This window comes from Massilia aurea (assembly GCF_014200505.1).
Lineage (GTDB): Bacteria > Pseudomonadota > Gammaproteobacteria > Burkholderiales > Burkholderiaceae_D > Telluria > Telluria aurea_B.
Map to the genome: position 1 here is coordinate 949,943 of NZ_JACHBX010000002.1, position 12,497 is coordinate 962,439.

Genomic DNA, 12,497 nt, shown 5'->3' on the forward strand with positions numbered 1-12,497 from the left:
CGACATCATCCTTCGGGGCAGTGCGACATGTAACGGCGTGCGCACAGGCGCAGGGCAGGTTGGTGCTGGTTCATGGTGTTCTCCGGCGCGCGCGTGCGTACTGCATGCGCCGCGCCATGGGCGTGCGTCGCCGGCGCCACGGATACGTTACGTACCGGCGTGGTCACCAGCGAGGGTGATTGTTGGTTGGTTGGGCGCCAGATGGCATCCGGCAGCCTGGCAAAGCAGGCGTGCAGATGGTTGGCAATCAACGATCCGGGGGGCGTAGTTGGGCTAAGTTCTGGCATGCGCCGCCTCGTAAAATACTTCTCGGAATGCGACACTCTACCGTAGTTGACGACCTGACTACAACGCGTTTCGTCGTTTATTTCGATTTTACTGCTTGTAACTTCGGGTGCAGCGCAACAAATTCGGGCATCAAGCCGTGATGTTCAGCACCGGTTCGGCGGCTTCATCGACGCCATACGTGGCGCGCACTTCGGCGGTCAGCGCGTCCTGTGGCGCGGCTTCTTTTGCCGCCGCCGCCTTCGTCGCGGCAGCCGCTTCGGCCTGCTGGCGCAGCTTGGTGTCGTAGGCGGCTTGCTCGTCGTCGCTGACGGTCTTGTCCGAATTGGTGTCGGCCTCGGCGACGTAGTCGTTGGTCGTTGAAGACGTGGCGGACGTGGACGTTGATGCAGCGGGTGCCGCGCCGCCGGTCGGGGCTGCTGCTGCCCCTGTGGCTGCCTCGCTCGACGCTTCACTCCCGGTTGCCGTTGTCGTGTCGCTTTCCGTGCCTGCTTCGGCTACCGCGCGCTGCACGCGCGACGCATCGGCCTGGGCATTCAGCTGGTCGCCCAGGCGCGCGCTGGCGGCCGATTCGGCGCTCTGGGTCGGCGGTGCAGCGCTGTCCTGGTCGTCCGCCGTGGGGGCCGGGCCAGGGGTGGCAACCATCTCGTCGGGCGTTTTCCTGGCCGCCGGTGCGTAGGTGGCCTGGGTTGCGGTGCTGCTGCTGATGCTGGAAACCATGATGTTTGTCCTGTGGCGAATCGTATCTCTTTAACGGCTTGAGACTGACTGCGCAACAGGGCGGCAAATGTAAAGCGGCGTAAAGCTGGCCTGCAGGTAGTCGTCCCGGTTTGATACGAGGGCTGGTAGGATGTCAGACTCGTCGCGGTCAATCCTGCATGGCCGATTCAACCAACCCTGTCCCCGCCATGATGACGTCTCCCTGTATCCGCACGCGGCGCCAGCTGGTGCGTCCGCTACTGCTGGCGCTGGCGCCGATCGTGCTGATCATGATCGCCACCGGCGTCGTGCGCTGGACCAACCTTGGCATCGACCTGCCCACCCCGGTCTGGTTGTTCATCTGGAGCAAGCTGGTGATCCTCACCGTGGTGGCGTGGCGCTTTGCGTGGCAGTGGTACCGCGAGGACGCCGCGCGCCGTTACGGCGAACCGGGCGCCAGGTAGTCCTTCAGCGCCGCAACCACCAGCGCATGGTCGTCCGGCCCCGGCAGTCCGGACACGGTGACCGTGCCGACCACACCCTGGCCCCGTACGATCACGGGGAACGCGCCGCCGTGGGCCGCATAGTCGCGCATGTCCAGGCCCGGCAGCGCATCATGGTCGCCCCCGCCCTGGCGCACTTCGTTGTGGGTATAGAACGAGCTGTGGCCGGTGCGGCCCACCAGGTTGTTCTTGCGGCGGATCCAGTCGGCGTGATCCGGCGACGCGCCCGGCATCGCCTGTTTGAACAGCACAGTGTCGCCACGCGTGACCTGGATCGTCACCGTCTTGCGTTCGCGCTCGGCGCGCGCAACCAGCTGCGCACCGACGGCGCGCGCGGTGGCATCGTCGAAGCGGTCAAATTGCAGTTGCTGTTCTTCGCGCAGCAGCGTGGCAAGCGAAACGGTGGCAGTGTCGGTCATGACATGGGGCGTGAGCGCGGACAGCGCCGCGGTCACGTACACCAGCGGCGCGTTCCAGTTGATGGCGACCTCGTTGGCGGCGTAGCTGCATGCGTGGTCGAGATAGGACAGCGCCGGCAGCTTGCTCGGATACGGCGGGCAATCCTTGGCGTCCTGCTGGCCCGGATTGGGGCCGCCGGCCAGCCAGCCCGGCACCGGCGCAGCCACGCCATCGGCCATCGACGGCCGGTGGTGCGGATGCATGACCGGGTGCGCGCCAAAGCCCGTCACGAACGTGTAGCCGGTGGCGTTGCGGCCCAATACATAGTCGAGACTCGACTGCGCCGCCTGCAGATAGGCCGGCGTGCCGTTGATGCGATAGGCCTGCAGCAGCATCATGCCCTGGTTCAGGATCACCGCATTGCTGCCCCAGACAATGTCTTTTGATGCCAGCGGCACCCGGTAGCCGCCATCGGCATGTTTCGCGAGCTGGCTGGCCAGCGCGTCGATGCGGCGTTCGATCAGTGCGCGGTCGATGCCGGGTTTCAGGCGGTCGCGGTGGTGCGCCAGCGACATCCAGCCCAGCGCGGCCACATCGCCCCAGGCCGGTGTGGTGAGCGCGGCGTCACGGCGCATGAAGGCCTGTGCATAGTTATTCTGCCCGGTCGCGATGAACAGTTCGGCCGCCGCCCAGGCGAATTCGTCGGCCAGCTGCGCGTCGCCGTATTCGCCGGTGACGACATCCTTCGGGTTCTTGAAAACGACATTCGGATGCGCCTCAGCCCAGCGCCACGCAGCCTGCGCCGCCGCCAGCATGCGCTGCGACAGGCCGGGCCACTTCGCATCGTACGGCGCCAGCACGCGGCTGGCGGTGGCCATCGTGGCGGCGAAATCGAGCGCCGCTGCCGTGCTCTTGGCCACCACGTAGCGCGGGGTGGTCGATGCCGCGTGCGGCATCACGATCCCGTCGAAGCGCAGGTTGGTGAGCTTGTGGTACACGCCGCCATCGGCCGGGTCCTGCATCGTCAGCAGCCAGTCGAGGTTCCACAGCGCCTCGTCGAGGATGTCGGGCACGCCGTTGCCGGATTCAGGAATGCCGATGTCGCGCTTGAAGACATCGGGGAAGTGCTCGAGCGCGGCCAGCAGCGTGTAGGTCGAGATACCCGAGTTGACCACGTATTTGTTGTAGTCGCCGGCGTCGTACCAGCCCTTGGGACTGGCGATGACCGTGCCTTGCGGGCGGGCTTTGGATGCCGCCGACGCATGCACGAGCACCTTGTCGTCCGGATGGCCGGCGGGCCGCGCCCACGCGCCGGCAAATTGCGGTGTGAGGGCAAGCGCGCTGCGGTTGAAGTAGAACGCCTTCAGGGCCGCGTCGCCCAGCGCACGGTAGCCATCCTGGGCGACCGTGAACGGATCGGAGACCAGGCTGCCGACGCGCACGCGATAGGCGCCGGTCTGCGTCAGCGCGCTGAAGTCGGCCACGCGCACGGTTTCGTCCGACGGCGCCCAGCGGCTCGCCGCGCTCAGCGCGCCATCCAGCACGACCTTGCCGTCAGCGTCGACGACCTCGAACCGGTTTGCACCGAGCGCCTGCGGGATCACGGCCAGCTTGTGCGATTGCGGCAGGAAGCCCACCGCATTGACCTTGATTTCCGCAGACCCGGCGCCGGCAGCAAGCGTCAGCAGCGCCGTGGCGAGCACGGTGCGCTTCATGCCGGCACCGTCTTGCCGTCCGTGTCGATGCCTGCCGCCGGCGTACTGCCGTCATCGTGATAGAACGGCGCGTACCAGGTGGCGATGAACGACGGGATGGTCGCGACCATCACCAGGCCGAAGTAGGCGACGTAGCCCATCATCTCCTGCAGGTGGCCGCTGATGACGCCCGTGACCATGCCGCACAGGCCCATCAGGCCAGTGCCGAACGCGTAGTGGGTAGTCGTGTACTTGCCCGGTGCGAGCTGCTGCATCAGGTAGATCATGAAGCCGACCGCGCCGAAGCCGAAGAAGAACTTTTCGATGGCCACGCCCAGCGTGATCAGCACCAGGCTCGATGGCGTGTAGATGCTCATGACCAGGAACGCGACGTTCGGGATGTTGATCGCGCAGCACAGCACGAACAGCGTCGACTTCAGGCCGCGCTTGGCGACATACAGGCCGCCCAGCAGCGAGCCGACCAGCACCGCGGCCAGGCCATAGGTGCCGTAGATCAGGCCCAGCATCTCGTTGGACAGACCGAGGCCGCCTTTCGAGGCCGGGTCGACCATGAAGAACGGGCCGATCTTTTCCAGCAGGCCGACGCTGAAGCGAAACAGAAATGCGAACGCGATCATGCGCCACACGCCGCGCTTCTGGAACAGCGTGACGAAGGCGTCGACCAGGATGCGGCCGGCGTCCTTCGCGCTCGATGGCGTATCGGCGGCGCGTGCGCCTTCAGGCATGAAGCGCCAGTGCCACAGCGCCATCAACAGCGTCAGACCGCCGACGAGCAGGAAGATGATGCGCCAGGCGTCGATCCAGTCCGGGCCGAACACGCCCGGATCATGGCCGAACACGTGCGTGTGCAGGTAGCCGCTCAGGTAGACCATGCCGCCGGCGGCGACGATCGGGCCGATATTCCACGACAGGCTCTGGATGCCGCAGTACAGCGACTGCGCGCGAGCGTCGAGCGAGGTGACATATACGCCGTCGCTGGCGATGTCTTGCGTCGCGCCGATGAACGACAGCGCAAAGAAGATCGCCATCAAAAAGGTCATGTAGCCAGGCAGTTCCATCAGCAGCGCCACACCGGCAAAGCCGGCGCCGATGGCGAGCTGCGAACACAGGACAAAGAACTTCTTGGTGCGGTACATCTCGACGAACGGCGCGAACAGCGGCTTGACCGTATAGGCCAGGATCAACAGGCTCGAATACTGGGCCGCGCGGCCGTTGTCCATGCCCAGATTCTTGAACATGATGGCGGTGACGCTGGTGAGCATCACGTAGCCGAGCGCCATCGTGAAGTAGCCGGTCGGGACCCACAACAGCGGTGATACGGTTTTGGCAGGGCGCATGATCGATCCCGTTGATCAAGCCTTGATGCGGCTGGCGATGAATTCGCGGTACCACAGCGCGCTGTCTTTCAGCGTGCGTTCTTGGCTTGCATAGTCCACGTGCACGATGCCGAAGCGCTTGGCGTAGCCCGAATTCCACTCGAAGTTGTCGAGCAGGCTCCACAAAAAGTAGCCGCGCACGTCGACACCCGCATCCATCGCGTCCTTGAGCGCGGCCAGGTGGCTGCGCACGTAGGCGATGCGCGCCGCATCGTGCACGCGGCCGTTTTCCAGCACGTCCGGATTGGCCATGCCGTTTTCGGTAATGTATACGGGCGGCAGGTCGGGATACTCGGCCTTGAGTTTCAGCAGCAGTTCGGATAAGCCCTCAGGGAAGATTTCCCAGCCCATGTCGGTCACGCCGTGGCGCGCCGGTGCCGGCACGGGCGGCGTGCTGGCGCTGCACCACGAGCGGAAGTAGTAGTTCGAGCCGAGGAAGTCGATCTTCTGGTGGATGATGGCCAGGTCGCCGTCAGCAACGACGGGGGCGTTCTCGCCATGGCCGCGCAGCGCCAGTTCCGGATAGCGGCCCTTGAAGATCGGGTCCATGAACCACTGCACCGAGCGTGCGTACTCGAATTCGGCCATGTCGCGGTCGGCCTGCGAATCGGTGGCCGCATCGGCGGTCCACTGGTTCAGCACGATGCCCAGCTGCGCACTGCTGCCGACTTCGCGCATCGCGCTCATGGCCAGCCCGTGCGACAGCAGCAGGTGGTGCGAGACCTGGATCGATTGCTTCAGGTCGGCCACGCCGGGCGCGAACTGCGCATTGCCGTAACCCAGGTTGGCCGTGCACCACGGCTCGTTGTGGGTGGCGATTGCCTCGATCCGGTTGCCGAAGCGGCGCGCGATCTCGCGGGCGTAATCGGCGAAGCGGTAGGCGGTCTCGCGATTGAGCCAGCCGCCATCGTCCTGCAGGCCTTGCGGCAGGTCCCAGTGGTACAGGGTCGCGTGCGCGCGGATGCCTTTGCTTTCCAGTTCGGTCAGCAGGCGGTCATAGAAATCGAAGCCTGCTTCGTTCCAGGCGCCCTTGCCATCCGGCTGCACGCGCGCCCAGGCGAACGAGAAGCGGTAGGCGTCCACGCCCATCGAGGCCATGATGCCGACGTCTTCCTGGTAGCGGTGATAGTGGTCGCAGGCGACAATGCCGTCGCTGCCGTCCTTGATATTGTTCTGGTCCAGGCAGAAGGTGTCCCAGATCGACGGCCCCTTGCCATCGACGGCGGCAGCGCCCTCGATCTGGAAGGAACTGGTGGCCACGCCCCAGGTGAAGTCGGAAGGAAAGTTGTTGCGGAAGTCGAAGTCGGGGCTGTTGGTCATGGAACTCTCGGATCACTGCTGGGGCAGATTCAGGTCAAACAAAAAAAGCAGCGCGCCCACCGGGCGCGCTTGCCATGCTTCAGCTTTTAGAAATCAAAGCCGGTATTCACGCCAACCGTACGGGGTGGCTTGTACTGCGCCAGCCAAGGGCCGAAGCCGTTGAAGGCGCTGGTCTTGATCTTCTTGTCGCCGACGTTGCGCACGAAGGCGTCGACCCACCATTTGTCCTTCGCGTAGCGCAGGCCAAGGTCGGCGCTGGCGTAGGCTTTCTGGCGGTCTTCCGGACCCAGGTCGAACACGCTCAGGCTGACGTCATCCTCATAGCGCGCCGTGATGCGCGGCACCAGGGTAGCACCATCGGCCAGGCGGAACGTGTGCTGGTACTGCACCGTGGTCGAGAACTTCGGTGCGTGCGGCAGCTTGTGACCGCTCACGTCCAGGCAGGTCTCGATGCGGGTGTCGACCGTGCACGGTGGCAGCGCGTAGTCGTTCGAGCCGGCGACCAGGTGACCGAGCTTGGTGTCGAGCACGGCCAGCGCGATCGACAGGCGGCCGTCTTTTGCGATGCGGGCGGCGATCTCGGTTTCCAGGCCCATGACCTTGGCGCCATCGGCGTTTTCGATGGCCAGGCCACGGCTGCCGTCGGAGAAGCTGACCGGCGAATTGAACTGGAAGTCCTTGAAGTCCATGTAGAACAGCGCGTTGTTGATACGCAGTGCGCCATCCATGAAGGTGCTCTTCGAACCGATCTCGAAGTTGGTCAGCGTCTCTGGCTGGTACGGCAAGCCGCGATCCTGCACGCCGCCCGCCTTGTAGCCGGTCGACACGCTTGCATACACCATGTTGCTGCGGTCGATGTCGTAGTTCACGCGCAGCAGGCCGGTGGCCTTGTTGTCGCTGTAGCGGCCATCGTTCGGTACGCCGGACTGGTAGCCGTTGACCGGATCGCGTGGATCGATCTGCGGATTGAGTGGCAGTTGTGGCGCGCTGGCGTCGTACGCCCAGGTGTAGCCGCGGCCACCGATGTGGACGCGCTTGTCGTGGGTGTAGCGCACGCCGCCGGTCAGGTGCCAGGCGTCGGTGAGGTTCCACGTGGCCTGGCCGAAGACGGCCGAGTTTTCCACGGTCTGGTCCGGCTGGATGAACGAGCCCTGCCATGCCACGGTGCCATCTTCGGTGCCGTTCATGCCGCCGATGTCGAAGCGGATATTGTTCTTTTCCTTGCCGTAGTAGGCGCCGACCTGCCAGTCGATGGCGCGCGTGCCGACCGACTGCAGCAGGACTTCGTGGCTGAAGCTGCGGTAGTTGGAGTCGGTCGTGGTGTGTTCCTGGAACTTGCCACCCGAGATGATCGAGGTCGGGACGATCGTGCCGCCGTCCTGGTCGAAACGCATGTCGCCGCTGTACTTGGACCAGCCGGCCACGTATTGCAGCGCGAGGTCAGGGCTGATGTCCCAGCTCAGGCGGCTGCGCACGTTGTCGCTGTCACGGTTGACCCACGGCGACGAGTCGGACAGGGTCGACCAGTGGTCCTGGCCAGGGCGCGGCGTCTGCATCAGGTTGGCGCTTGGGGTGCCGCGGTCGATGAATTTTTCGTAGGCGATGTTCCAGCGCAGGTTCGGCGCCAGTTGCCACAGCAGCGACAGGCGCGCAGCAGTCTGGTCCTGGGCGCTGTACTTGTCGCCGCCAGAGACGTAGTTGTTCGGATTGATCGGGCGGAAGCCGGCAGCGGCGCCGCCAGCGGCCAGGTAGGCAGCGCGCTGTTGCGCGATCGACGGGTTCGGGAATTGCTGGTAATCGACATAGCCATCATGACGCTCGTGCACGACGGCAAAGCGCAGTGCTGCCGTTTCGGACAGCGGCACATTGACCGCGCCGCGCGTACCGATGCGGTTGTAGTCGCCAATACCACCTTCAACATAGCCCGAGCGGCTGTTCAGCTCTGGCTTGACGGTCTGGATATTGACCGCGCCGACGGTGGAGTTGCGGCCCCACAGCGTGCCTTGCGGGCCGCGCAGCACTTCGATGCCTTCGACGTCGAACAGCAGGGCAGTGGCGCCTTCGGCGCGTGGCGAATACACGTTGTCGACGAACGAAGCGACTTCAGGATCGGCGTACTCGGTCTTGGCGCTGTCGTTGCCGATGCCGCGCAGCGTCATCGTGGTCACGCCGTGGTCACCCTGGGCCGTGGCCTGGAAGCCCGGGACCAGTGCGACGACGTCGAGCAGGGTCTGGACATGGTTGTCGGCCAGCGTGGCGGCGGTCAGCGCGGTGACCGCGATCGGGGTGCGCTGCAGCGAGGTCGAGCGCTTGGTGGCGGTCACGACCACTTCGGCGATGCGGCCATTGTCGACGACTGCTGCCGGGGTGGCGGCGGCAGGCGACGCCGGATCCGAAGCCGATTGTGCGTGAGCTGTACCGATGCTGGCGAGCAGCGTCAGGATGGCCAGGCGGATAGGGGCGGACGAGGGCGTACGGACCCCTGCCAGTTGGGGCGTCATGGTTGTCATGCTTGTCTCCGATATAGTTTTATGGGTACTGCTTGCGTTAGGACTGATAAGAAATCGGTTTCATCAATCTTGAAAACGGTTTCATAGTAATTTCAACGGTAAAAAAATGTCAATTAGTATTTATGATAGGGAGTAGCGGGTTTGTTGCAGCTCAACGACGGATTGTTTATGAAAGCGTTTCATAAGCATCGTTCAGCGGCCGTTTTATCGGAAAGCTGCGTGATATACTTCAAGCAACAAATTGCCCCGGACCTGTCCAGAACGCTTCATGAAAAACATCGAGAGCGGTATCACCACGCTGTACCAGGTCGCCAGCAGGGCAGGCGTGTCGCCGGCCACGGTCTCGCGTTTCCTGAACGGCACCGCCAAGGTGTCGGACGACAAGCGGCGCACGATCGAGCGCGTCATCGATGAGCTCAACTACAAACCCAACCGTCTGGCGCAAAGCCTCAAGATGGGCAGCACCAACACCATCGGCGTGCTGACCCAGTCGCTCGAGAGCGGTTACTTCAACCGCGCCATGGTCGGCATCGAGGATGCGGTCAAGGCCTCCGGCTATGCGCTGTTGATCATGAGTGGCCACTGGCATGCCGATGAAGAAGCCGAGCGGGTCGAACTGTTGATCGGGCGCCGCGTCGATGGCGTGGCGATTCTGACCGGCAATATGAGCGACAAGCAGATCCTCGACTTTTCGCGCCGCGTACCGATCGTGGCGTTCGGGCGCGAAGTGCAGGGCGAGCGCACGCAGGCGTTTTGCCTGGACAATTACGGCGGCGCCTGCGAAGCGGTGGAATACCTGATCAGCCAGGGACACCGGCGCATTGCCCATATCGCCGGGCCACCCGATCATCGCGACGCGCGCGAGCGCCTGGCAGGCTACAACGACACGCTGGCCAAACACGGCATCCCAAGCGACCCACGGCTGGTCGTGACGGGCGACTTCAGCGAATCCAGTGGCCTGCTGGCGCTGAACAGCCTGCTGGTGGCCAATGTCCGTTTCAGCGCGATCTTCGCGGCCAACGACTTGACCGCCTATGGCGCGCGCCTGGCCCTGTACCGCCGCAATATCCGCGTACCCGAAGACATTTCGCTGGTCGGGTTCGACGATCTGGAAAGCTCGATGTACACGACGCCGCCGCTGACCACCGTGCGCCAGCCGCTGTATGAAGTCGGCACCGGGATCGGGCGCCGCATGCTGGCGATGCTGGGGCATCAGCAGCCGGCGGCCGACGTTCCGGGGTTGAGTCTGGTCGTGCGGGAGTCGGTGCGGCTGGTGTGAGCGCCATGTAGTCGGCTTGCTCAAGTCGTATCATAAAAATCGCTTGCTATTAAATAGCGAGCTATGTAATATGCTGTTCATGGCAGCGCCGAACGTACCCCGGAACGGGCGAGCGGGTCGGCGGGCCAAGGCAGCAAACCATTTAAATAGCGCGCTATCTAATAGCGTTAAACAGTTCGGCGGGCATCCGCCACCCTTTCAAGGAGTCTCATCATGGCAATCGAAAACGTTCTCTACCGCGCCAACGCCACCGCAACGGGTGGCCGCGAAGGCCGCGCCGTGTCGTCGGACAGCGCACTGGATGTGAAGCTGACCACCCCAAAAGAACTCGGTGGTAATGGCTTGGCTGGCACGAACCCTGAGCAATTGTTCGCTGCCGGCTACTCGGCCTGCTTCTTGGGCGCGATGAAATTCGTCGCCAACCGCGACAAGCTGAAGATTTCGCCGGACGTCGCGGTGGAAGGCACCGTCGGCATCGGCCCGATCCCGACCGGTTTCGGTATCGAAGTGCTGCTCAAGATCAGCCTGCCAGGCGTGCCGGCCGATGAGGCGCAAACGCTGATCGACCGCGCGCACATCGTGTGCCCGTATTCGAACGCGACCCGCGGCAATATCGATGTGACGCTGCAACTGGTGTAAGACACGTTGCCTGGGAAACCAGGATGGTGTCGATGACGAAAAAGGCTGCCCGAGGGCAGCCTTTTTTTGTGCCGCTGCACGAAAAATATGCGGTAGTTTGAAGCCAAGATTTAACAATTGAGGCGGGTATGGTCTGGTTGATAAGACAGAGAAAATTTATTTGGCGAGAAAAAGCTTCATGCACCTGTTTGCTTTTCCGAGCGGGGCATGCAGACACTACAAAATCGGCAAAATACAGCGCTTATTGGTGCGCTGCAGCAAATAGCTGCCTGCAAACTGAAATTGCTGCGGTAACGCAAGAGGTGCAATAAATCGTTACATCTACCGCAAAATACGGGATTTTTGCTCGATGATTGATGTGTAATTGCTATCGCTCGATGTATCCGAGCTAACGGTTCCGGCTCTTATGTGTGAGTGCAAAACAACGGTTGAAAATATTTTTCCGCTCAGAAAACTATAGCGAAAAAAGGTGTTTAGAATTGCGGTCCATCAGATGCCTCAAGTAAATATTCCACCCGTGGCTGGCGTCTGAAGAGCACTTTGGCAATCCTTTGACACCTCAATAAATTTAACATTTCACCGCTTTCATGCACACCTCTGTTTCTGCGCCGCGTCGTTCGTCGTTTGTCCTTGTACAAGCCCAGCAATATTCCCTGCCACTCGTCTTCGCACTGTTCGGCCTGATCATGGGATCGTGGGCTGGCCGTATCCCTGCGCTGGCCGCCGGCGTCAATGTGTCGCATGCGGCACTGTCGATGGTGCTGGTCTGTGGCGGCCTGGGCGCCGTGCTGTCGTATCCGGTCTCGTCGTTCATGATGAAACGCTTCGGCGCCCGCAAGACCATCTTGCTCGCGGGCCTGGCGTTGCTGAGTGTGCTCGTGTCGATCGGCATGGCGCCGACCGTGCCACGCCTGATGATGTCGGTGCTGATGCTTGGCGTGACCGCCAGCATCTTTGATGTGGCAATGAATTCGGCGGCAGCGCGCCGCGAAAAAGTCAGCGGCAAGTCGGAAATGTCGCGCCTGCACGGTCTGTGCTGCGCTGGCGGTCTGGTGGGCGCCACGCTGGGCAGCCTGATGGCCAGCCTCAAGATTGCCCCGGCAACCCACTTCCTGATGCTGGCCGGTCCATTGGCCGTCGTGCTGTGGATGGCCTACAGCGTGCTGGAAGCGGATGAAGTGGGCGTTCAGGTCGAGAAGAAATCGTTTGCACTGCCACGTGGTCCGCTGGTGCTACTGGGTCTACTGGGCTTCTTCGGTTCGATGGCCGAGGGCAGCATCGCCGACTGGAGCGGCATGTTCCTCAAAGAACATTTCGGTGCATCCGATGGTCTGGCGCCGCTGTCGCTGTCGGCTTTCTCGGTGATGATGCTGATCTCGCGCATGTTCGGCGACAAACTGAAGGAACGCCATGGCGCCAAGCGCCTGGTGAGCACCGGCGCCATGATCGCGGCTGCCGGCCTGTTCTTCGCGGTGCTGGCCCCGAACGCCTATGTGGCGCTGATCGGTTTCGCTGTTGCGGGCGTTGGCCTGGCGCTGGTGTTCCCGTTCGTGTTCAGCGCTGCCGGCGCACAAGGCCCGGCAGCCCTGGCGGCGGTGGCCAGCATGGCGTACAGCGGCAGCCTGATGGGCCCGCCAGCCATCGGCGCCGTCGCGCACTTCATCGGCATGCAGGCAGCCATTGCCTACATCGGCGCCTTGTCGATCGTGATCGCGATGGTCGCTTGCCGTACCCGCATGCTGAAATAAGTTGAATGCGCTGCGGCCTGGATG

At 63.2% G+C, this 12,497-nt stretch carries 10 protein-coding genes; 4 read left to right on the plus strand and 6 right to left on the minus strand.

The genetic code is table 11. The annotated features are described in order from the left end of the window. Nucleotides 1–5: 5 nt before the first annotated feature. Together HD842_RS13555 and HD842_RS13560 are read right to left on the minus strand one after the other, a co-directional pair. Nucleotides 6–287: a hypothetical protein gene (locus HD842_RS13555; protein WP_183555202.1), complete on the minus strand. Its 282-nt coding sequence runs from the start codon at nt 285–287 to the stop codon at nt 6–8. A gap of 130 nt (nt 288–417) precedes the next feature. Continuing rightward, nucleotides 418–1,005 carry a hypothetical protein gene (locus HD842_RS13560; protein ID WP_183555203.1) on the minus strand — a complete coding sequence of 196 codons (588 nt, stop codon included), beginning with the start codon at nt 1,003–1,005 and terminating at the stop codon, nt 418–420. Between the two features lie 188 nt (nt 1,006–1,193). On the opposite strand from HD842_RS13560, the gene HD842_RS13565 reads away from it, so the two are divergent. Next, complete coding sequence (locus HD842_RS13565) at nt 1,194–1,448, plus strand: hypothetical protein (protein WP_183555204.1); 255 nt, start codon at nt 1,194–1,196, stop codon at nt 1,446–1,448. Here the strand turns inward: HD842_RS13565 and HD842_RS13570 are convergent. From HD842_RS13570 to HD842_RS13585, 4 genes are all read right to left on the minus strand, one after another. Further along, nucleotides 1,424–3,601, minus strand: a complete 2,178-nt coding sequence (locus HD842_RS13570) for a heme-degrading domain-containing protein (RefSeq protein WP_183555205.1) — start codon at nt 3,599–3,601, stop codon at nt 1,424–1,426. The two genes, HD842_RS13565 and HD842_RS13570, sit on opposite strands and share 25 nt — an antisense overlap. Further along, nucleotides 3,598–4,938 (minus strand): MFS transporter, encoded by a 1,341-nt coding sequence (locus HD842_RS13575; protein ID WP_183555206.1) that lies wholly within the window; start codon nt 4,936–4,938, stop codon nt 3,598–3,600. The genes HD842_RS13570 and HD842_RS13575 overlap by 4 nt, the downstream gene beginning before the upstream one ends. A 15-nt stretch (nt 4,939–4,953) precedes the next feature. After that, nucleotides 4,954–6,297, minus strand: a complete 1,344-nt coding sequence (locus HD842_RS13580) for a GH1 family beta-glucosidase (protein ID WP_183555207.1) — start codon at nt 6,295–6,297, stop codon at nt 4,954–4,956. 86 nt (nt 6,298–6,383) lie between these two features. Beyond that, nucleotides 6,384–8,807: a TonB-dependent receptor gene (locus tag HD842_RS13585; protein ID WP_183555208.1), complete on the minus strand. Its 2,424-nt coding sequence runs from the start codon at nt 8,805–8,807 to the stop codon at nt 6,384–6,386. Nucleotides 8,808–9,075: 268 nt separating this feature from the next. Here HD842_RS13585 and HD842_RS13590 point away from each other — a divergent pair, with 268 nt between their 5' ends. From HD842_RS13590 to HD842_RS13600, 3 genes are all read left to right on the plus strand, one after another. Beyond that, nucleotides 9,076–10,086: a LacI family DNA-binding transcriptional regulator gene (locus HD842_RS13590; protein ID WP_183555209.1), complete on the plus strand. Its 1,011-nt coding sequence runs from the start codon at nt 9,076–9,078 to the stop codon at nt 10,084–10,086. 213 nt (nt 10,087–10,299) lie between these two features. Beyond that, the gene (locus HD842_RS13595; protein WP_183555210.1) at nt 10,300–10,725 is read left to right on the plus strand and encodes an organic hydroperoxide resistance protein; all 426 of its coding nucleotides are present in this window, start codon (nt 10,300–10,302) and stop codon (nt 10,723–10,725) included. 587 nt (nt 10,726–11,312) lie between these two features. Next, a complete protein-coding gene (locus HD842_RS13600; protein ID WP_183555211.1) occupies nt 11,313–12,473 on the plus strand; it encodes an MFS transporter in 1,161 nt (386 codons plus the stop codon). Nucleotides 12,474–12,497: the final 24 nt, after the last annotated feature.